The 22127-nt window shown below is 26.2% G+C and carries 19 protein-coding genes; 2 read left to right on the top strand and 17 right to left on the bottom strand.

The genetic code is table 11. The features are described 5' to 3' along the window. Positions 1-89: 89 nt before the first annotated feature. The 3 genes from ACRCYC_RS01750 to uppS all read right to left on the bottom strand — a co-directional run bounded on the left by ACRCYC_RS01750 (position 90) and on the right by uppS (position 3493). Complete coding sequence (locus ACRCYC_RS01750) at positions 90-1826, bottom strand: Eco57I restriction-modification methylase domain-containing protein (protein WP_438617474.1); 1737 nt, start codon at positions 1824-1826, stop codon at positions 90-92. Between the two features lie 155 nt (positions 1827-1981). Beyond that, positions 1982-2776, bottom strand: coding sequence for an N-acetylmuramoyl-L-alanine amidase family protein (locus ACRCYC_RS01745; protein ID WP_438617473.1), 795 nt, complete (start codon positions 2774-2776; stop codon positions 1982-1984). A gap of 72 nt (positions 2777-2848) precedes the next feature. Next, a complete protein-coding gene (uppS, locus tag ACRCYC_RS01740) occupies positions 2849-3493 on the bottom strand; it encodes a polyprenyl diphosphate synthase (protein WP_438617472.1) in 645 nt (214 codons plus the stop codon). Positions 3494-4309: 816 nt separating this feature from the next. Here uppS and ACRCYC_RS01735 point away from each other — a divergent pair. Beyond that, positions 4310-5356 (top strand): NADH:flavin oxidoreductase, encoded by a 1047-nt coding sequence (locus tag ACRCYC_RS01735; RefSeq protein ID WP_438617475.1) that lies wholly within the window; start codon positions 4310-4312, stop codon positions 5354-5356. Between the two features lie 67 nt (positions 5357-5423). Here ACRCYC_RS01735 and ACRCYC_RS01730 read toward each other — a convergent pair whose 3' ends face one another. Both ACRCYC_RS01730 and ACRCYC_RS01725 read right to left on the bottom strand, forming a co-directional pair. Next, positions 5424-5942: an amidase domain-containing protein gene (locus ACRCYC_RS01730; protein WP_438617471.1), complete on the bottom strand. Its 519-nt coding sequence runs from the start codon at positions 5940-5942 to the stop codon at positions 5424-5426. A 1-nt stretch (position 5943) separates the two neighbouring features. After that, positions 5944-6519: a hypothetical protein gene (locus ACRCYC_RS01725; RefSeq protein WP_438617470.1), complete on the bottom strand. Its 576-nt coding sequence runs from the start codon at positions 6517-6519 to the stop codon at positions 5944-5946. Between the two features lie 150 nt (positions 6520-6669). Here ACRCYC_RS01725 and ACRCYC_RS01720 point away from each other — a divergent pair, with 150 nt between their 5' ends. Further along, positions 6670-7641: an LCP family protein gene (locus ACRCYC_RS01720; RefSeq protein WP_438617469.1), complete on the top strand. Its 972-nt coding sequence runs from the start codon at positions 6670-6672 to the stop codon at positions 7639-7641. 45 nt (positions 7642-7686) lie between these two features. Here ACRCYC_RS01720 and wecB read toward each other — a convergent pair whose 3' ends face one another. From wecB to ACRCYC_RS01660, 12 genes are all read right to left on the bottom strand, one after another. Then, on the bottom strand, positions 7687-8796 hold the full coding sequence (gene wecB / locus ACRCYC_RS01715) for a non-hydrolyzing UDP-N-acetylglucosamine 2-epimerase (RefSeq protein WP_438617468.1): 1110 nt from the start codon (positions 8794-8796) through the stop codon (positions 7687-7689). 112 nt (positions 8797-8908) lie between these two features. Continuing rightward, positions 8909-10759, bottom strand: coding sequence for an FAD-dependent oxidoreductase (locus ACRCYC_RS01710; RefSeq protein ID WP_438617467.1), 1851 nt, complete (start codon positions 10757-10759; stop codon positions 8909-8911). Between the two features lie 38 nt (positions 10760-10797). After that, the gene (gene csaB, locus ACRCYC_RS01705) at positions 10798-11862 is read right to left on the bottom strand and encodes a polysaccharide pyruvyl transferase CsaB (RefSeq protein WP_438617466.1); all 1065 of its coding nucleotides are present in this window, start codon (positions 11860-11862) and stop codon (positions 10798-10800) included. Between the two features lie 14 nt (positions 11863-11876). Beyond that, entirely contained in the window at positions 11877-13838 is a 1962-nt protein-coding gene (locus tag ACRCYC_RS01700) for a DUF5693 family protein (RefSeq protein ID WP_438617465.1), read from the bottom strand. After that, positions 13835-14581, bottom strand: coding sequence for a WecB/TagA/CpsF family glycosyltransferase (locus ACRCYC_RS01695; RefSeq protein ID WP_438617464.1), 747 nt, complete (start codon positions 14579-14581; stop codon positions 13835-13837). Before ACRCYC_RS01695 ends, ACRCYC_RS01700 begins: the two co-directional genes overlap by 4 nt. An 82-nt stretch (positions 14582-14663) precedes the next feature. Next, positions 14664-15284 carry a sugar transferase gene (locus ACRCYC_RS01690; RefSeq protein WP_438617463.1) on the bottom strand — a complete coding sequence of 207 codons (621 nt, stop codon included), beginning with the start codon at positions 15282-15284 and terminating at the stop codon, positions 14664-14666. Positions 15285-15458: 174 nt separating this feature from the next. Continuing rightward, complete coding sequence (locus ACRCYC_RS01685) at positions 15459-17102, bottom strand: family 10 glycosylhydrolase (protein WP_438617462.1); 1644 nt, start codon at positions 17100-17102, stop codon at positions 15459-15461. A gap of 78 nt (positions 17103-17180) precedes the next feature. Next, the gene (locus ACRCYC_RS01680; RefSeq protein WP_438617461.1) at positions 17181-18854 is read right to left on the bottom strand and encodes an N-acetylmuramoyl-L-alanine amidase; all 1674 of its coding nucleotides are present in this window, start codon (positions 18852-18854) and stop codon (positions 17181-17183) included. A 158-nt stretch (positions 18855-19012) separates the two neighbouring features. Continuing rightward, positions 19013-19807: a glycosyltransferase family A protein gene (locus ACRCYC_RS01675; RefSeq protein WP_438617460.1), complete on the bottom strand. Its 795-nt coding sequence runs from the start codon at positions 19805-19807 to the stop codon at positions 19013-19015. Between the two features lie 19 nt (positions 19808-19826). Next, the gene (locus tag ACRCYC_RS01670) at positions 19827-20591 is read right to left on the bottom strand and encodes a glycosyltransferase family 2 protein (protein ID WP_438617459.1); all 765 of its coding nucleotides are present in this window, start codon (positions 20589-20591) and stop codon (positions 19827-19829) included. A 67-nt stretch (positions 20592-20658) separates the two neighbouring features. Further along, positions 20659-21795, bottom strand: coding sequence for a glycosyltransferase (locus tag ACRCYC_RS01665; protein ID WP_438617458.1), 1137 nt, complete (start codon positions 21793-21795; stop codon positions 20659-20661). Between the two features lie 16 nt (positions 21796-21811). After that, the coding region (locus ACRCYC_RS01660) for a hypothetical protein (protein WP_438617457.1) at positions 21812-22127 on the bottom strand (316 nt) is incomplete at its 5' end.

The following is a 22127-nucleotide window of genomic DNA, read 5'->3' as shown; positions in this document are numbered from 1 at the left end:
AACACTATTTTCATTATTTATTGATTCAATATATATCATATTAATATCCTCCCATAAATTTATATTAATATGAATATATGAAAACTAGCTTATCTTAGTGAATTTAACTTTAATGAATAACTTATTAAATCATCAATTTTAGATTGCAAATAAATTATTTCGTCATTTAATGTATTTTCGCTTTTAGCTATTTCTATAATTTTTTTTGATAAATTTTCTATTGATGTATAATTTTCATCTTTAAATATACTTATTTCCATAACTTTGTTAGGATAATAATCATATAAATTTTTACCCATTTTTTTCGCAAAAATTTTAAAATATTTATTGTATATATTTGAATTTAATATACCTATTAAATATTCATGAGAAAATTCATTTAAATACTCTTCTTTTACATAAAAAGAGTATACATCAGCGCTACAAAAACTGTTATTAGTATCTATTGCAAATCTATTTTCCTTTGATTTATATGGGTACATTATCTTTTCTCGCTCAAACATAAACTTATCTCTTCCCCACTGTAATTGATGCCATTTTCGTATATTTTTTATACACTCTCTTCTTTTTTCTAGCTTTTCCCTGTATTGTCCTATATGTTTCATAAAGTTTTCATATTTATTATAGTCATCAATATCATCACTATAAATAAGCTTCAAAGAATTTTTTTCTATAAAATATTTTTTTATATTTTTATTTTTAACCCAATTTTTCAATATTATTTGCTCTTGTTCTGATTCATCAATATCTTTGTCATTAATTACAAATGCCTTATCACACCCAGTTATAACTCCTTGAAAGCTTACACATATATCCTTTAATTTGTATGTACAATTACTCTCAATTTTATTGTATAGGTCAATATTTTCTTTTTTATCTATGATCCAATTTTCTCTCATTTCACTTTGTTTTAAAATTATTTTAATAAAATAATTTTCATTATTTAATATATTATTAATATCTACTATGTTGCTTAAATCTATACTGTAGTTATCTAACTTATAGATATCTATTTCCGAATTTAAATCCACTTCTTTTTTCATCGTAATTATACAACTCGCTACACTTGCATTTTTAAAAACATTCATCCCATTGAAATCTATTATTTCTTTTACATTCACATTTTTCAAAATGTATTTTCTTAAACTTTTTCCACTTTGACTTTCTATAAAATATCTAGGAGTTATTATACTTGCAATCCCTTCTGGCTTTAATAAATCTATTATCCTTTTATAAAAGCAAAAGTAAATATCAGACTTATCTTTATATACCTCTGAATACTCTTTTAGTAACCATTTTTTATAACTCATAGTAAGATTTTTATGTCCTATATATGGAGGATTTCCAATTATATAATCAAACTTACTGTCCCAAAATATTTTTTTAATATTTTCATCTACCCCTTCATTGCTTAAACTGTCAAAACAATATATATTTAATTTATCTACATTACAAAATTTTTCTTTACTAATCAATGAATATTTAAGCACCTCTATAGCTTCATAATCTATATCTATTCCATATATGCAATTGCTAATTATATGATTATGAACATTTTCAATGTTTAACTCATGTTTATATTTTTCTAGCATTTCGTGTAAAACATCATATACTTCCAGTAAAAAATTTCCACACCCACAAGATATATCTAAAATTTTCGGACATGGATTTTTTATAAAATCATGACTATATAAATTTTTTTTGACTATATATTCTGTAATATACTTAGGTGTATAATAAATCCCCAAAGCTTTTTTATCCTCTTCACTTAAATTACTTTCATATAAATTGGATAAATAATAATTATTATCGCTTAAAATCTCCATATTTAATCCGCCCCCCAGAGAATACCTTTTCATATTTTCTATTATATCAAATATAGTTCAACATAATATACTAATTCCATATTTGACCAATTCAATTCAAAATAAATAATAAAGAAAAAGGAAGTATATAAGTTTATATACTTCCTTTTTCTTTATTATTTATTTGTAGAGTCTATGTAGCTTAAAATTCCTTGAGCTATTCCCTGAGCCATTTTATTTTGATATTTATCATTTTTTAAATTCTTCGCATCTTTTTCATTAGTTATAAATCCAACTTCAACTAATGCTGCCGGCATATCCGTATTTTTTAAAATTTCAAGATTAGATGGATATATCCCTCTATTTCTTGTATTTAAATATAAGCAAATAGTATCTTGAATTGATTTTGCCAATTTTTCAGAGTCTGCAATTCCATTGTTCTTATAGTACGTTTCTGTACCATAGGCTTGATTGCTTCCATTTTGTGAATTTGCATCTATAGATACTACAGCATCTACATTTTGTGAATTTGCCATCTTAACTCTATCTTCTGACGAAATATATATATCTTCACTTCTAGTCAGTATCACTTCTAAATCATCATATTGTGATAAATATCCAGCTACTTTTTTTCCTATTTCTAAACATATATCTTTTTCTAAGACACCATCAACCCCTTTAGTTCCTATGTCACTACCTCCATGCCCTGGATCTATTAGTATCTTAAATTTAGCGTTACCTTTCTCACTTTCTAAACTTAAATGTTCAAGTTCGAGTTTTTCTGGTTCTTTGACCTTTATTGAACTATCACTATTTGCTTTATCATTTGTCTTATCATTTGTTTTTCCGCCTAATGCCATTTTAAAAATAAATGCTATTGAAAATATACTCATTAATAATATAAATACTAAAATAACTAATCTAGACTTCTTTATTTTCCTTTTTTTAACAACCTTTTTTTTATTAGCCATATATTCACCCTTCTACTAGATAATCATGGTTAATTTTAGCATTTTTTGTTTATATTTTCAACAACCTCAGTACTATCCACCTAAAGTTATATCTTGGTTACTATACCAATTTATAGCTTCTTCTATATGATCATTTTTAAAATCAGGCCAATATTCATCTAAAACATAAAAATCTGCATATATAGATTGAACTGGCAAAAATCCACTTAATCTTCTTCTTCCACCCCATCTAACTATCAAATCTAGTCTGGATATATCAAAAGATTGTATATATTCATGTATATTATTTTTATTATTTCCTTGTGCAGTAGATAATGTATTTAAATCCCAATGCCATCCATAATTTACTAATAAATTGGCTTTTATTTGCCCTTCTTTTGCGTCAATTCTTTTAGTATATGGAATCAATTCTTTTGGAAACATAGGTGAATTTGTATTTCCTATAACTAAAAGTGAAGCTCCTTCATCAACTAACATTTTAGCTGCATCTACACATGCATCTGTGAATGCCTTAGTTTGATAAGATGGTCGTTTAGCATTATCTGTCGTGAACCCATAAAAAGTAACTTCCTCTACGCCTATATCTCTACACGCTCTATAAGCTTCGATTCCTGGGTCTAAGCCATTGTCATAACCTTTATCCTTTGTAAGTCCTTTAGATTCAGCCCATCGTCTATTTCCATCTGGTATTATACCTACATGTTTTGGTATTCTCATTATAATCACCTCTTTCTCTATCATTATTACCATTAATTAACTTTTTACACATTAACTTATTTAAATTTAATATTAAAAATAGTTGATAATTACATATACTTCATCTCAACACCTAATGCGTATAATATAGAAAAACTATGCTTATTTTAAATTCAAAGTTAATTCAATACTTATATTTAGATTAATTTTTCATACTATTATGGATTATATTCACGCTATCGTGATTGATAGCTGTAGATTAACTTAAAATGTAGGTATAAGCTTTTATACATGTTTATAGAAATAAAATTTTCATTTTTAAAATTTAATATCTTTAGAAACTTATATAACATTATTCCCTCCATTAGATAGTTAGATGTTCAGAAATTGCTATTGAGTTGGATTTTTAAAATAATAATTTTGTTAAATTTTGTTATGGAGTGTATTGCGGGATATATATAATAGATTTACTTTAATATATAAAACTCTCTAAAATCTATATTTGATAATTCAAACTTATTATCATTAGCCAATGTTTTGTTCAAAGCTAGTGTGTTAAAATAAAGCCCCTGACGGCTCTGTGCCAGTTTAAAATAGTTTTCATGAAACTTATTACTCTAAAGCTATTTTAAGTTTAATTAAGCCATATACAATATATTCTTACTTAAACTATAAAAATCATAATTTAAAGGTTAATTTTAACTATAGAATGAGTATTCTCAACTAAATTCTAAAAATAGAAATATAAGTGAAGTTTTATTTATATAATATATCTAGCTTTAATTTTGATGTATTATATAAATAATAATTATATTTATAAACTAAGGGATGTGATGAATTATAAAAACTTTATTTGATAAAACTAAAATAAAAAACCTACAACTTAAAAATAGATTTGTAAGATCTGCCACTTGGGAAGGTTTAGCTAATGAAAATAGCCATATGAATGATGAAATATTTAAAGTTTATACAGATTTAGCTAAAGGAGGAGTCGGTCTTATAATAACTAGCTATGCTCATATATGTGCAGATGAGCAACCTACTAGAAATATGTTAGGAATATATGATGATTCATTTATAGGTAATTATAAAAATTTAACTGAAACTATACATTCTTATAATAGTAAGATAATTATGCAAATAGTTTATGGTGGCAGTCAAACTTCATATAATACTGAAAATAGATTGATACTAGGGCCATCTTCTATCGCTAATATCAAAACCGGTGTAACCCCTAAATCTATGGATAAAAATGATATTGATTCCATTGTTAATTCCTTTGCTGAAGCCGCTTATAGATGTAAATTATCTGGATTTGATGGTGTTCAAATCCATGGAGCTCATGGGTATCTGCTTAGTCAATTTTTAGACCCTTACCATAATAGAAGAACCGATGAGTATGGCGGTTGTATAGAAAATAGAGCTCGAATAATATTTGAAGTTTATAATGCTATAAGAAAAAAAGTAGGTGATACTTATCATATAAGTATCAAAATTAACTCTAGCGATTTTAGAGAAGATGGAGCTACTTTCTCTGACTGTATGTATGTTGTTAAAAAACTGGATATGCTCGGTGTAGATTCTGTTGAAGTAAGCGGTGGTAATTTTAGAAATTTTAAGGGTGAATCTTATTTCAAAGATTATGCTAGTAAAATTTCAAGTTCTGTTAATTGTCCTATTATGTTAGTAGGCGGAAATAGAACTGTGGATTCTATGAGTTGTATATTAAATTCTACTAATATCGAATATTTTTCAATCTGTAGACCTTTGATATGTGAACCTAATTTAATAAATGAATTTAAGTCAAATTCAAACTATAAGCATAAATGTGTAAATTGCAATCAATGTATGAAAAAAGATAAATTGTGTATTTTACATGTGTAGTTTATATAATTAATAATAACAAATCAAAGTGTATTCATTTAATGAATACACTTTGATTTCGTGTAAGCTAATAATATCCTAATATTTTTATATATCTTCGCTCTCCTACTTTTTCGCTTAAAGGAAAATCCAATAAGTCTTCTGTGTGTTGACATATAAGATAATCTAATAGATAATTTTCATCATTTAATATTACTTGTGTAACTATCATAGTATGATATATTCTGCCTTCATATGCCAATTGTATTATATCTCCAATTTCCAATTCATTATAATCAGCAGGGACTGCATATATACCATGATTTTCTGTGTTTTCATTATTATTTTTTATTATATATCTTCCAAACGCTCCTGCTGATGTCCATGTTGGAGTTCTACTTGAATCACTATACCAATACCATTTTTCAATTACATCTCTTCCTTGATTGTCAAATGGTATATTTCCTGCTTTTATACACTGAGAAATATAATTTGTGCAATCACCACCCCAAGGGTCGTAATCTTTATATTTGGGATTTCTATATAGTGCCCATGTTCTTGCGTATTCTACTGCAGATTCTCTATCATATTCTTTTAATTGTTTCATTTTAATACTCCATTATATATTGTTTTGTGTAATCGCTTAAATAATCTGTTATTTCTTTAAAGTATAGTTTTATTTCTACTATATCTTTATCGTCGGTTATTTCGTATGATGAAAAAGTTATAGCTACATATTTTGGTGTTATATAAAAAGATTGTTCATTTATTATTTTATGTGGGGTTGTATTTATTTCATTTTGTATTAGTAATTCATAGTTGAAATTTTTTTTAAAAATATCTTCGATTAAAATTTGTCGATTTTTATTAAAGTCATAATTATAAGTATTTACATAGTTTATTATGCTATCGTAATTGTATATTTCTGAAAATATAATAGATAAGCTTACTATATTATTTTCATTTAACTGTACCTTGTAGTCTGTAAATATAGTAAGTTTTTCATTTGAGCAAATTGCATTTTCTTCTATAATATCTTTAAATATTTTTATGTCTTCGCTTATTAAGTTGTTTACATAGTTTATAAAAAAATCATTTTTAATTGTGTTTATTACAGGATATTCTACTATACAATTTATATTTTCATCTTCAATATCTATATATTTACTTTTTATGTTTATCACTAGAATACCTCCTGTTTTATTTGTATATTACTATGTATGTAACTTGTTTCAATTTTGTTATATTATTTCTAATCTTTATGTATTGAATATCTGTTTATAGTTTAATATAATTAGGTGTACATTAAAAATCATGAGAAAGAAGGGATTATTTTGTCGAATTTGAAAAAGTTCGTTATTGCATTGCTAGTGTTAGTTATATTAATACCAGCAGGCGCTTTTGGGTATTTATATTTTAAATTAGATACCATGTATGATGGAAGTTCAGATAGTAAAATACTTAATAAAACTAATTATAAAGAAGTAAAAGGAATAACAAATATTTTACTTGTTGGTACGGATGGTAGAACATTAGAGGAATCATCTAGATCTGATTCTATGATGATTCTTACTATAGATAATAAAAATAAAAGCTTAAAGCTTACTTCTCTAGCTAGAGATACATATGTAGATATACCTGGACATGGTATGCAAAAACTTACTCATGCTTATGCATATGGTGGAATTAATCTACTAGTTGAAACTATTGAGAGTAATTTCAAATTAGATATTCAAAACTATGCTATAGTTAATTTCTTCTCATTTATGGATATAGTTCATACATTGGGTGGCGTTGTTGTTGATGTTAAACCTAACGAACTTGAAGAGTTAAATAAATTTATACCTGAGTGTTATGGCTTTGATGAAAATAAAAATAAAGGTCCAATGGAGTTGGTTGAAAATTCAGGAACTCAAAAACTAAACGGATATCAAGCTTTATCTTATGGTCGTATAAGAAAGAACGATAGCGCTTTAGAAAGAGATAGAAGACAAAGAGCTCTTATACAAGGTATGATTGATGGTGCTAAAAATCTCTCTATAACTAAATATCCACAGTTGCTAGACAGTATTTTACCTTATATTAAAACTAATATGAAACCTACAGATATTTTATCACTTGGTGCTACAGCTCTTCAATTAGGCGATTTAAATATAAAATCATTAGAATTCCCTATGGAAGAATACAGTACAGGTGGAATATACGGTAATGCAGGATGGGTTTGGCGTTATGATGCCGATAAGTGTTTACCAATTTTACATGACTTCATATTCGATGATGTGATGTATCAAAAACCACAACAATAATAAAAATACCTAGAGTTTACACTCTAGGTATTTTTATTATTGTTATTAATATTTAAATTTTTTTAAAATTTCATCAACTATATATTCACTTGAGTGACCATCTCCATAAGGATTTGATGCCTTACTCATTTCATCATATTTTTTGTTATCTACTAATAGTTCTTTAGTAAGATTATAAATATTTTCTTCAGTAGTTCCTGCTAATTTAAGCGTACCCGCTTCAACACCCTCCGGTCTTTCTGTAGTATCTCTCAATACTAATACTGGTTTTCCTAGCGAAGGAGCCTCTTCTTGAATACCTCCACTATCTGTCATTATTAGATATGCCTTATTTAAAAAATTATGAAAATCAAATACCTCTAAAGGCTCTATAAGGTGAATTTTTTTATTCTCACCTAAAATCTCATCTGCCGCTTCTCTTACTAATGGATTTAAATGTATAGGGTATATAACTTGAATATCATCAAATTCTTCAGTTATCCTCTTTATAGCTCTAAATATATTTTTCATAGGTTCTCCGAGGTTCTCTCTTCTATGCGCAGTTAGCATTATCATTCTATCTGAGCCTATTTTATCTAATATATCATTTGAGTATTCTGTTTTTATAGTTGTCTTTAATGCATCTATAGCAGTGTTTCCAGTTACATATATATCCTTTTCTTGTTTACCTTCCTTTATTAAGTTCTTCTTAGCTATTTCAGTTGGTGCAAAATGCATATCTGCTATAACTCCAGTAATTTGTCTGTTTACTTCTTCAGGATAAGGAGAATACTTATCATATGTTCTTAACCCAGCTTCTACATGTCCTACTAAAATTTTATTATAAAAAGCCGCTAAACTTCCAGCTAAAGTTGTTGTTGTATCTCCATGTACTAATACTATATCTGGATTTACTTGTTTAATTACTGTATCTAAACTACTCAATGCTCTAGTTGTAACATCTACTAAAGATTGACCTTGTTTCATTATATTTAAATCATAATTTGGAACTATATTAAAAGTATCTAGAACTTGATCTAACATTTGTCTGTGTTGAGCTGTTACACATACTATACTATCTATATTTTTCCTTGACTCTAACTCTTTAACCAACGGAGCCATTTTTATAGCCTCTGGCCTAGTTCCAAATATAGTCATTACTTTTATAGTTTTCATATATACTCCTCCTTTTTTAATTTACTATCTAATTATTAATGTATTCTATAAATAAAATAAGTATATATAATTGCATAAATGAATTATATATACTTATCTTTATTAAATTATATTACTGTTCTTTTATAGTATCTACGTTTTGTTTTTTTATATTTTCTTTGAAATTAGGTTCTGAAAAATCTATATACTTACTAAATAATACATATACTTGTGCATTTGTTATATATTTAGATTTATTTATTTTATTATATACAACTTGATTTAATATACCTACCTGTTTCAATTCTTCTAAAGATTTAAAATCTTCATTAAATAATACTGATGCTAATTTTATAAAATCAGCTTTAGTTATATTTTCATTCATATTATTTATAAATTGAGTTTGTTTTTCATTTATATTTATATTGCTGTGGTCTTTTATTAAATTTGCAATATTTTTCACTTCAATTTTGCTAGCTTTTTCATCTAAGGGCATCGAATCTTTATACTTTGACCCTAATACACCTCTTATTCTCAAATGCTTGATATAAGCTTCTGCATAATGACCCTCATATGGGTTTTTAGGCATATCATAAAATTCCATTTTACCTATAGTTTCCATATCTTTATGTACTTTATTCATATGTTTATCCCTAACATCTCTCAAGTTTAGATTATTAGTTATAGCATAATCTACAGCATGTACCGCCCCTTGAGCCATATTCATTAATACAGGTACAGTTCTCGCACTTCCATGTGCTACAACATCAAAACTTGCATTCCTTCCTAACACAACTACATTTTCAATATTCTTTGGCAACATTGATGATAACGGTATTTCATATATACTATTTCCATTCATAGCATTTCCATAGCCCTCTTTATATGTAGTTTGTAAGTCACTTGGATAACTTCCAAACCCAATGAAATCATTAAATTGTCTATGTGCTATTATATCATATCCATTTAATGTATAATCACCTACTATACGTACTCCTTCTCTTATATATAACTCTTTAGCAATATTACCTGGTTTAGCATTCTCAAATCCTGGTAAATTATCTCTCATATACTCAACTATATATGGAACTTCTTCTTTCGCTATATTTATTATATTATTATACGAGTCTTTATCTAAAGGGTTAACTTTGAATGCTAATAATGCATTTAAAACTACACTTCCATCATCTTGTCTTGAAATATTTAATCCTCTCATCTTTAATAGGTCATTTTTAGGCTCATAATTATACATCTGTGCAAATCCCCATGCTGCATTACCTGTAACTCCTGTATTTGGATCATTATCATTTTTAAGTGCTTTTTTTATCTCATTCCAATTTACATCTTTTACAGAAAATATTACACCTGCAGCTGCATACTCATTTTCTTTTCCAAATTCACTTCTTCCCGTCCTATATTCTGCACCCATTTTTCTTGTATACTCCGCTTCATATGACCCATCAAATATATATTCACCTTTTGTTTCTACAGTTTTACCATCTTTATTATATGATACTCCAATTGCCTTTTTATTATTATCTTTATCAACTATTGGAGTTATATCCTTTGCACCTTTTACCAAATCTATATTATCATCTTTTATTACTTTATCAAAAAATTGTTGTGTTTTTTTTAAATCTAAATTATGTCCATTACTCGCATTTTTATAAAACTCAGTAAAAAAACCTTTATTTAATATCTCAGTTCCATTTACATAGTTTAAATCTAATGCAGTTAACATTCCTTCTGTAAACAGTCCTCCTATATTATTATCTTGTGTAATCATATCTACATGATATCCAAGTCTAGCAGCAGTAACTGCAGCTGTTATTGCTTCGGGTTCACTTCCCAAAACTATCACGCTCTTATTCTTATTTTCTTTAATTTGAAAATCAGTATTTTTTTCCTTTAATTTATTCAAAACAAAAATGCTAATTACTATAGTAATAACTATAGTTAAAATTAATCCTAATCCTTTCTTCACACTAATATGTCCCCTCTCTTAATTAAGCGTATATACTATTATTTTTCATTTAAAACTTCTATAGCCTTAATAGCTGTATTCTTAGATAATTTAATTAATTCACTAGAATAGTTATTTAAGTCTTCTTTTATTTTTTTATTATCGTTTAATATTTCTAAACTTAATTTAAGCAAATCTTCCTCATCCCAATTTTCATTAACTGAACCTATACATGGTTGTTTTACTAGTTTTAAAAATGAATCAATTTTAGGATCATAAGAAATCCCTATCATTGGAGTATTTACAGTTGAAGCAAAAATTAATGCATGAAGTCTCATTCCTATCATAAGTTTGGATTTTTTTATATACGAAATCTTATCTTCTATAGATAAATCATGCTTGATTACATCTGCATTTTCTTTCATAATATTTAATACTTTTTTAGATGTTTTATAGTCATACTCTCCATGCATAGGCAAAAATACAACTTCTTTTTTCTCCTGAATAAGCTTATCACATACAGATGCTATTTTAAGTAAAAAACTTTCATCACCCTTATCCCAATCTCTTACACTTATTATGACCATTTCTTTATCTTGTTTTATTTTATTTTCATCATTTATACTTAATCCCATTACAGGATCTGGAACTATACTCATAGGTTTATTTATACCTATTTCCTTTAATAAATTGAGTGACTCTTCATCCCTTAAAGTAATACTTTCTACCTTATTCAAAACTTTATTTATAATTTTTTTACTAAAGTTAGTATTTATAGGTCCAACTCCTTGTGCATATATAAATGTAGGTTTATTAGCTAATTTAGCTAGTCTAATTACAGTTGTATAGTATAGCACCGGTCTATAACTCGTTACATCTTGTAATAAGCTTCCACCACCACTAATTAATCCATCACTTTTTCTTAACTCTCGATATATCTTAGCTATATTCCACCTATTTATAGCATCCACATCATATGTTTTTTTTGTGTGTTCAATATCATTAGATAAAACTACTATATCTATATTTGGATTAACTTCTCTTAACGCTATAATTATAGATTTTAATATTGCCTCATCTCCTGCATTGTTAAACCCATAGTATCCAGAAATTAATACTCTCATAATATTTCTCCTTATTAATTTTTCTTTTTGTTATTTATAAATTTAATAATTAAATTAAATATACAAATATAAAATATCCCTATAATTGCTCCAAATACTACTCCATATGTAGTTCTTAAAAGGGAGTATAAAAATGGAGTATGCAAATGTGTAAATGTATTTACAGTAGACATTGTCGCAATAGATCCAAGTATTAATATATATTGGGAGTTAACAACATTTTTACTATGCAAATAATAAGCCATAAATAAAGCAGGATATCCTATTAAAAATTCTTTCGTCCTTGGTCTAACATACAATACCTTTTCCATTAATGCTCGAATTTGCAATTCAAATTCACTAACATGTCCTCCATTTCCACTTCTATTTACATATATATATAATACTATTAATGTACATATTGCTATTGCAAAATGATATAATTTTATATTTTTCATCATATTTCTAACTTCATTTTTTATACAATTTATAGAATTTAATTGTTTTATTTTTTCTATATTACTACTTAAAACAACCCATATACTTATCAGTATAGGTGGTAGTACATATAAAAACTTCACTCCTGAAAATGATTTTAATTTAAGCATATAATCAGTTCCATACATTATCGAAGCTATTATTATTCCTGTTGATATAGCAATTCCAATACTCATTAAATATTTAGCCGTAAATAATTTTGTCTTTGATTTATAAGGAACTACTACTGCTGCAAATGCTCCAACTATAGCTACTGAAAAAGCATATAGTTTTATTAAAATACCAATATCATTTTTCATAATAAAGATAGCTCCTACTATTACTAATAAAAATAAACCCATAGACATTTTTACTTTTTTTTCAAACATACTTAAAAATGTAATAGCTATCAATGCTGCGAATGATATACCAATAAAAACTATAGATATATTATATTTTTCCATAATAGGTACCGGCTTAGCTATTCCAAGACTATATTTATCACTTATTTGTTCCTTAGCTTCTTTTATAGAGTATATTAAATCATCTGTACTATTTTTAACGGTTTTACTATTTTTGTAATTTATACAATCATCTACTGATATAAATCTTATATTTCTCTCTTTTACAGCTCTTGAAATTCTTGCTGCAAGTTCATTTTTGTTTAAATGTAACTCATTTACACTTACTTCATGTGCTCTAGTTATATTACCGCTATTTAACTTAGAATAAGTAGTTAATCCTACGCTATTTTGAAACTCTGTAAGAAATACTGTTATTTTATCCTTTTTTAACTCATTAAAATAATTTTCAATATTATCTGGATATCCAAATAAAGACTGTCCTCTTAATTGTACTTGATAAATACCATACTTTTTAGACATATACTTTATTTGCTTTAATAATAATTGCTGATCACTTTTATTTTTTGTGTTTGCAATCCCTAAAACAGGATTAAATTTATTTAATTTTATTTTTTTAATTTTTTTTTCATCTATAAAAAATTGATTTGTAAGTATCGGATTAATGATTTTATTATCCTTATTCTCTATTTCCATCTTACTATCTATGTAAAATATAATTCTATCATCATTATTAAAAATTTCATACTTTGATAGATATGTTTCTATATTATCTAATTCGGTACTAAAAAAATCATTTTTATCTAAGCTTATAACTATATTTTCATCAGATTCAGATTCAGGTATATCTATATTTTTATATTCTTTATTTTTCTTTGAAAATTCGCCTAATGTTGAAATTTGTAATGATCTATCTTCTGAAATTTGATATAAAGACTCATTTTTTACAACTATACTCTTTATTCCTGCTTGATTCATTTGTTCATAAAAGTATTTAAGTTCATTTTTGTTCATATTTGATATAGAATCTTCACCAATACCTATTTCATAAATATTATTTTTATTTTCTGCTTTTATTCTATTTAATATAATTCCACTTCCTAGACAAAGTGATATTATAAAAATCAACGTAAATATAATTTTTGAATTTTTTTTCATATTTTTTTAGAATCCTTTCTTTTAATAGTTGCTTTTTCTTTTAAAACTTCTACTACAAACATTGGAAGTGCAATAGATCTTTTCCACCTTTTAGGGTCTCCTGCAACTCTATACAGCCATTCTAAATTTAATTTTATCCAAATATCTGGTGCTCTTTTTACAAATCCACCCAAAACATCAAAACTTCCTCCAACACCAATAAAACACCCTTTTTCAACTTTTCCAATGATATTATCAATCCAAAAATCCTGAGTTGGATATCCCTTAGCAACAAATATATAATCTGGTTTTAAATTTATCACCTCATTTATTACTTTATTGGTATCAATATCATATCCATTATTATATCCAACAATATTTAATTTTTTATATTTAGATTTCAAATTTTCAATCATCATATTTAAAACCTCTTCTTTTGCTCCATAGAAATATACACTATTATTATTATTATTTGCATCTTCTAATAAATCTACCATTAATTCTATACCCGGTATTCGCTCTGGAATATACTGATTTAGAATTTTAGCTCCTTTCACAACTCCTATTCCATCTGGAACTATATAATCAGCTTTCTTTATAGTATTTTTATAATCTTTGTTTTCTTTTGCATACATCGCTATTTCAGCATTAGCAGTTACTATATATGTCTTTTCATTTTTATTTACTCTTTCTAAAATTCGTTTAATCAAATCATTTTTTTTCAAAGTAACAAATGGTATATCAAATATCTTTACAGTACTCATTATTTTACATCTCCTACATTAATAATTTTAATTGCTTTAAAGAGGCTGTCTCAAAATAAAATTATTCAAGACAGCCTCTCTATTATATTTCTTTTTTTATATCTGATTTTTTCAACACCTTAAATATAGTTATAAAAACTATCTTAATGTCTAAAATCAAAGATCTATTTTTCAAGTATTGATAATCTAATTTAACTTTTTCTTTTTCTCCTATGCTATCACGTCCATTAATTTGTGCTAATCCTGTAATTCCTGGTAATATTATATCTATGTTGTATTTCTGTCTTAATAAAATCAATTCTTTTTCATCTAGTATAACTGGTCTTGGTCCAACTATACTCATATCACCTTTTAGTATATTAATTAATTGCGGTAATTCATCTATACTTGTCTTTCTTATAAATCTCCCTGTTTTAGTGATAAATAAATTTGCATCATCAAATTCATTGGTACTTAAAGTTGGTGCATCTTTTTTCATACTTCTAAATTTATAAATGTAAAAGGGTTTGCTATTTTTCCCCGCCCTTAACTGTTTAAATATAATCGGACCATCCGACTCTAATTTTATAAGTATACTTGTTATCAAAAATATAGGTGCCAGTATTATTATTCCTGATACAGATATAATTATATCTATAAATCTTTTTAATGTATTATAATTACTTATTTCATTTTCTGCCTTTAATTCGAGTTTATTCTCCACAAATATCCTCCTAATTATTAAATTCATTTCAAAATTCAAATTTTATCAATTATTCATATATTTTATCATTTTAATTTTATTTTGTATATATTTTTGATATTTACATTTTTAGTAAAATAAAAATAGTATTTATAAAAAACACTTTATAAATACTATTTTTATTATATATATTAATTATTTTATTCTACTTAGCATTACTACTACTTCTGATCTTTTCATAGAGTTTTTAGGGGCTAATGTATTATTTCCCATACCATTTATATATCCCCATTCAACTACACCTTCAACTGAATCTTTTGCCCAATCTGATATTTCATTGTAATCACTAAACTGCATTGATTTATCATGATTTGAATCAGCTATGCCTTTGTAATTAGCTAGCATTTTTGCAGCTTCTTCTCTTGTTATAAGTTTATCTGGTGCAAATATATCATCAGACATTCCATTTGCAACCCCATTGGTTACAGCTATATCAATTTCTTTTTTTGCCCAATGATTCACAGTATCGTTAAAAACTTTTCCACTTGTTTTATTTAATCCAAATACATTATTAAACACCTTTACAAATTCAGCTCTAGTTATCGGATTTTCAGGTTTAAATGTATTATCTTCATATCCATTTATATATCCTTTATTATAAAAATCATTTATATAACTTTCTGCCCAATGTCCTTTTACATCGGTAAAGTTAGAATCTTTTTTAAAACATTGCTTTATTTTATCTCTACATCCTTGCCTATTTGATAATATATCTGATGTAGAATAAAAAACACTCCCTTTAATCTCTTCATATTGATTATTTAAATCTATTTGTCTATCAATTTCATTTGCTACTGAATCTTTATATATTCCATGTCCTATATATAAATCCACATTTGTACCATCTAACTGATTTGACCACCAATCAATCAACTTTGAATAATCTGCGATTTTATATCCTATATTCCAATAAATTTGGGGAACTATATAATCTATATAATTATTATTTACCCAATTTAAAGTATCTGCATAGTCTGAATAGTAACTCTCTTTTCCATTTGTATCTGATCCATTTATATCACTATCTTTATTTTTCCATATGCCACTTGGACTTACTCCAAATTTCACATTGGGATTTATGTATTTTATAGTTTTTTTAACACCTAATATCATTTCATTTATATGATTTCTTCTGCTATTAGCAACTTGTCCATCTCTACTTTCCCCTTCTGGAAGAGGATAATTCTCTGGGTAAAAATAATCATCAAAATGAATGCCGTCAACATCATAGTTTCTGACAATCTCTCCTACTGTATCATATATATGTTGTTTAACTTGCGGTAACTCTGGATTATAATATATTCTGCCGTTGTTAATTAAAGTCCATTCTGGATGTTGCCTTGCTGGACTTTTTTCACTAAGTTTATTTAAATCTGTTCCTGACGTTGTAACTCTATATGGATTTAACCAAACATGAACTTTCATACCTCTCTTATGAGCCTCTTTTATAACAAAGTCTAAAGGGTCATATCCAGGTTCTTTTCCCTGTGTACCTGTCAAAACATCAGACCACGGATTTATATTAGATTTATATAATGCATCTCCCTTTGGTCTAGCTTGAAACATTACAGTGTTTATTCCTGCATCATCTAAATTATCTAAAATATTTATCATTTCACTTTTTTGTTCATCATCATTACCTTGTGTCTTAGGCCAATCGGCATTGTATACGGTTGTAATCCAAGCTGCTCTCATATCATTACTTTCAGCATATATATTTATATTACTATCTAATAAAAACAAAGCACATGTTACAATTATTAATAATACTTTTTTCATCTTCTAAATCTCCCTAATTTAAAAATAGAAACAAAAAAGTTCCCTAATTTCTAGGGCAACTTTTTAACTTTATAAAATTTAATTATTTACTCTACTTAGTATTGTAACAGATTCTGCTCTTGTCATATTATTATGTGGTCTAAATGTATTATCCTCATATCCATTTATTATATTATTATCACTCAAAGCATCAACATATTGCTTAGCCCAATCTGATATTTCAGAGCTATCTTTAAATGCTAAATTTCCATCACCTTTTAAATCTAAAACTGTTGCTATTATTTTACAAGCTTCTTCTCTAGATATTTGTTGATTTGGTTTAAATGTATTATCTTCATATCCGTTTATATATCCAGCATTTATACCTATACAAACATCATTATAATACCAATCTGATTCATTAACATCAGTAAAGTTCTCTTGTCCTACCTTTGTAAATCCAAATACCTTATTTAAAACCTTAACAAATTCAGCCCTAGTTATTGAATTATCAGGTTTGAACGTTCCATCTCCATATCCATTTATATATCCCTTTGAAACAAAATCCAAAATTTCATTTTTTGCCCAGTGATTATCTATATCAGTAAAAACTACATTAGAATCTATCTGAATATACTTTCCTGATACATATCCATACGATCCATTATATTTAATTTTATGCCATCCATTTTTACTTTCTACAATTTCGACTTTATCTCCCTTTGATAATTTTCCAATTGAAGGATACATAGTTCCGTAACCAGATCTTACATTAAGTCCATCAGTTGTAACAACTCCAGTATTAATTATCGGAAAATCTTGTTCATCTAATTTTATATTATTTTTTAAATAAGTTTCAATACCATCTGCTATTCCTGTCGCCAATTTATCTTGATATGCGGGTGTAATAAGTTTATCATACTCTTGATGATTCGATATAAATCCACTTTCAAATAAAGAAGATGGCATATCAGATTCTCTAAGAACACCTAAATCTCTAGCATCTTTAACCCCTCTATCTCTAGCCCCTGTTTGCTTAATCGCATTAGTTTGAACATCTACTGCTAACGGCTTATACATTTGTTTATTTGGGTGGTAATATGTTTCAATTCCATTTGCACTTTCAACATCTGCTGAATTTTGATGTACTGATACAAATACATCAGCTCCATATTCATTTGCAATAGCAGCTCTTTCACCAATTCCTAAGTATATGTCTGATTCTCTACTCATTTTAACTTGTATATTTTTAGCTTCTAATTTATTTTTAACTTTAGTTGCAACTTCTAAATTCAAATCATCTTCATTTTTACCAAAACCAGGTGCTCCTGAATCATAACCTCCATGACCTGGATCTATAAATACTTTATAATAATTTCTGCTTTTTGGTTCCGCTTTATAAAAGCTATAATATCTAGGTGAACTATCAGGAACATAAATTTCTATTACATGTAACTTATTTTCTATTTCCTGACTTATGAATACAGTTCCGCTACCAATTGCTTTTAATTGTCCCTTTTCATCTATAGATGCTACAGCATCATTCGATAGTTTCCAGTTAGGATATTGTGATAAATCTTTTGTTTCTCCAATATTTAAAGCTATCCCATCTTCTATTATCACATCTTGTTGATTATAATTTTGTATAATAGACTTTAGTTCCCCTTCTTCACTACCATTTGCATTAGATACTGTAACACTAGATAAAAAAGACATAGTACATACTAAATTTAATATCAATATTTTTCTTATTAATTTTTTTCTTTTTCTCATTAATTCATCTCCCAATTCTATTTTTTTACATTTTACGATATTTTCCATCTACTATATTAACATATATCATATGTCATAATAAATACTTCTTTAAAATCTTATCTATTCAAATAAAAAATAACGATAATATTATACATAGTTAATATTATCGTTATTTTTTATTTAAACTTTACAAACTCATTTATAGATTTAAGATATATATGCATAAAATTATTAATTTCTCTACTTTTTTTCAACCCAAATATAATAAAAATAGGAAATCCATATATTCCTCCAAATAATCGTCTAAACAATGGACCTTTTGCAACAAATGATTTCTCATCTAAGTAATTACAATCTTTATTTGGATGATATGCTATTATCTCTGGGAAAAAACTCATTTTTTTATACCCTAAATTATATAAATCCATCAAATATATATTTTCTTCTCCTGAATTATAAGTTCCTCCTACACCAAATCTTTCATCAAATCCGATTTTATAATCTGAAACATTCATAATATTTACATAAACATCAAAAGATGACTGTCTCAATAGATCTGACTTTGAAAAATTCAATATTTTTTTTTCTGGATATTTTTTAGGAAACTCTTTTTTATTAGGATCATAATGTTCAAAACAAGCTACATCTGGATTGTATTTTTCAATATAATTGCTAACTATTTCAAATGCTTTTTCATCATACCACCCGTCATCATCTGTTAAAGTCATTATATCACCTGTTATATATGGTATTCCTTTATTTCTCGCCTTCGAAATTCCTTTTTCTTTCATAGTTATATGTTTGTATTCAAAGTCATAATTTTTAAGAGTTTTCTCTATAAACGAATGATTACCTTGAGATACAACTATTAATTCAAACTTTTTATAAGTCTGTTTTTTTAAACTATCAAACAACCTTTTTATTTCTTTCTCTCTTGTCCCTAATGTTGGCAGTAAAAGACTAAATTTCATATTAAAAATCCCCTTTGTTCTATTTCAAGAAATGTTTTTTTAAATTTATAATTGCATATATATTAAAATAGTATATTGATTTTATTAATGGTGTTTTTTCAATATTCCTAATTATATTCCATGTCCACTTTGCAGATTTAACTTTGTTTCCTGACAGAGAATTTTCTCTTTTTCTATATAGAGATAAAGATTCATCTATTCCATATGCTTTATACCCTTGTCTTAATACTTTTAGCCAAGTAGCATAATCTTCATGATTAATACACTCCATAGATAAATTTTTTATAATTGATATATCAATCATTACAGTTAAACATCCAATTATATTATATTTTAATAAATCATTGTAACTAACTACATCTTTACACTTGATGGTCTTATCTAATTCTTCACCTTCTTCATTTATCATATCATAACTAGTGTAGGAAAATGCTATTTGATTTATTTCCATAAATTCGACTTGCTTTTCTAACTTTTTATCTTTCCATAAATCGTCACTATCTATAAATGCTAAGTATTTACCTTGTGCTAAATGTATTCCTACATTCCTAGCCCTTGCAGCACCACCATTTTGTTCCAAGTTTATACATTTTATTCTTGAATCTATCTTTATAAATTTATTAATTATATCTATTGAATTATCTGTAGAACAATCATTTACCAGTATTAGTTCAAAATTTCTATAGGTTTGATTAAGAATACTATTAATCGTTTCTTCCAAGAAATTTTCAGCATTATAAACTGGAGTTACTATAGATACCATATTATCTTGTAGCTTATTCATTTTATTCCTCCTAATATTGTCTTTTATAAATCAAAAAGTGTAGTATCGTACCTACACTTTTAGTATTTTATAAATTATCTATCATATACTCTATTTGATTTATTATCTCATGTTTATCAAATTCGCTTTTTTTATCTTTAAGCTTATCCCTATACTTATTTCTTAAAGACTCATCTAATATCATCTGTTTTATACCTTCATATAGTGCATCTGAGTTATTTTTTGTAAGCATACCATATTCTCCAAAGTGGAGCATTTCATTCGGTCCTGTCACATCAGTAGATACAATGGGCTTGTTTAGTGTCATAGCTTCAGCTATGACTAATGGCAACCCTTCATATTCAGAGCTCATAGTATAAATATCAGCTATATTTATCCATTTATATGGATTGTCTGTAAATCCAATAAGTTTAAAGGTATCTTTTACTCCCAACTCATCTATTAAATACTCTAATTGTTTTTTCTCTTGACCTTCACCTAAGATAACAAATTCATGGTTGATTCCTTCATCTAATAATCTCTTGTGTATTTTCACCAATCTATCTATTCTTTTTGATTTTATTAATCTTCCTATAGCTATTAATGTAATACTTTTTTTATCATAGTCAACTTTTTCTTTAGCTAATATTCTAATTTGTTCTTCATCTATTGGATTATATATTACATCCATTAAATCAGATTTATTTTTAAATTCAGGAAATACTTTTAAAAATCCTTTTTTTGCTTCTTCTGATACAAATAAAATTTTATTCATATTTTTATAAGCTATATTTAAATTTTCTTTAGATATTATACTTTCATATTTACTTAAATCAGTATGTATCCAAGCTACCTTTTTATCACTATTTCCATTCGCTACAATTATAGCTCCTAATCCTTCTAAAAAAGATATTTCTATGTCGTAGTTTTTGTTTTTATATTTTTTCATTATAATACTAGGCTTTTTTTCTATCAATTTCATGCCTATTCTTCTATACAATTTATACATATTTTCAAACATTTTATTTTTTATATTATCAGTTCCTTTAAATATGTAATATTTTTCTACATTATCGTTTATTTTATTTTTATATACGCCTTCATCACTTATTGCTAATAAATCTATTTGATATTTATCATAATCTATATTATCTAATAAATTTAATAAAACTTTTTCAGCTCCACCTCCACCGAGTGTCTGAATTACAAATAATATCTTTTTCATAATACACCTCTATATTTTATTTTTTTAATATGTTAAATAGAGTTTTAAATTGATTTATCATCCCTAGTTTATAAAAACTTATCTGAATTTTTGTTATTATCATACCTTTTTTATTTTTATCTATCCATAAATATGGTATATATTTATTATTTTTCCAGTCTTTAAAGTTTTGATTTAAATAATCTTTCACTTTATCTACTACTTTATTATATTCATTTTTATCTAAAGATTTAATTTGAATTAAATATGATGTTATATGTTTTATAAAATAATATTCTATAACTTCTTTGTATAGTTCATATTTACCATTATTCTTTAAATATACTATAATT

Origin of the sequence: Paraclostridium sp. (assembly GCF_051657365.1) — a bacterium.
Classification (GTDB): domain Bacteria; phylum Bacillota; class Clostridia; order Peptostreptococcales; family Peptostreptococcaceae; genus Paraclostridium.
This window is presented reverse-complemented; position numbering and strand designations above follow the sequence as displayed.

Excerpts from the sequence above, each read along its gene's own strand:
- ACRCYC_RS01750 (WP_438617474.1), bottom strand. The coding sequence starts at position 1,826 with ATGGAGATTTTAAGCGATAATAATTATTATTTATCCAATTTATATGAA.
- ACRCYC_RS01745 (WP_438617473.1), bottom strand. The coding sequence starts at position 2,776 with ATGGCTAATAAAAAAAAGGTTGTTAAAAAAAGGAAAATAAAGAAGTCT.
- uppS (WP_438617472.1), bottom strand. The coding sequence starts at position 3,493 with ATGAGAATACCAAAACATGTAGGTATAATACCAGATGGAAATAGACGA.
- ACRCYC_RS01730 (WP_438617471.1), bottom strand. The coding sequence starts at position 5,942 with ATGAAACAATTAAAAGAATATGATAGAGAATCTGCAGTAGAATACGCA.
- wecB (WP_438617468.1), bottom strand. The coding sequence starts at position 8,796 with ATGAAAACTATAAAAGTAATGACTATATTTGGAACTAGGCCAGAGGCT.
- csaB (WP_438617466.1), bottom strand. The coding sequence starts at position 11,862 with ATGAGAGTATTAATTTCTGGATACTATGGGTTTAACAATGCAGGAGAT.
- ACRCYC_RS01700 (WP_438617465.1), bottom strand. The coding sequence starts at position 13,838 with ATGAAAAAAAATTCAAAAATTATATTTACGTTGATTTTTATAATATCA.
- ACRCYC_RS01695 (WP_438617464.1), bottom strand. The coding sequence starts at position 14,581 with ATGAGTACTGTAAAGATATTTGATATACCATTTGTTACTTTGAAAAAA.
- ACRCYC_RS01685 (WP_438617462.1), bottom strand. The coding sequence starts at position 17,102 with ATGAAAAAAGTATTATTAATAATTGTAACATGTGCTTTGTTTTTATTA.
- ACRCYC_RS01680 (WP_438617461.1), bottom strand. The coding sequence starts at position 18,854 with ATGAGAAAAAGAAAAAAATTAATAAGAAAAATATTGATATTAAATTTA.
- ACRCYC_RS01675 (WP_438617460.1), bottom strand. The coding sequence starts at position 19,807 with ATGAAATTTAGTCTTTTACTGCCAACATTAGGGACAAGAGAGAAAGAA.
- ACRCYC_RS01670 (WP_438617459.1), bottom strand. The coding sequence starts at position 20,591 with ATGAATAAGCTACAAGATAATATGGTATCTATAGTAACTCCAGTTTAT.
- ACRCYC_RS01665 (WP_438617458.1), bottom strand. The coding sequence starts at position 21,795 with ATGAAAAAGATATTATTTGTAATTCAGACACTCGGTGGAGGTGGAGCT.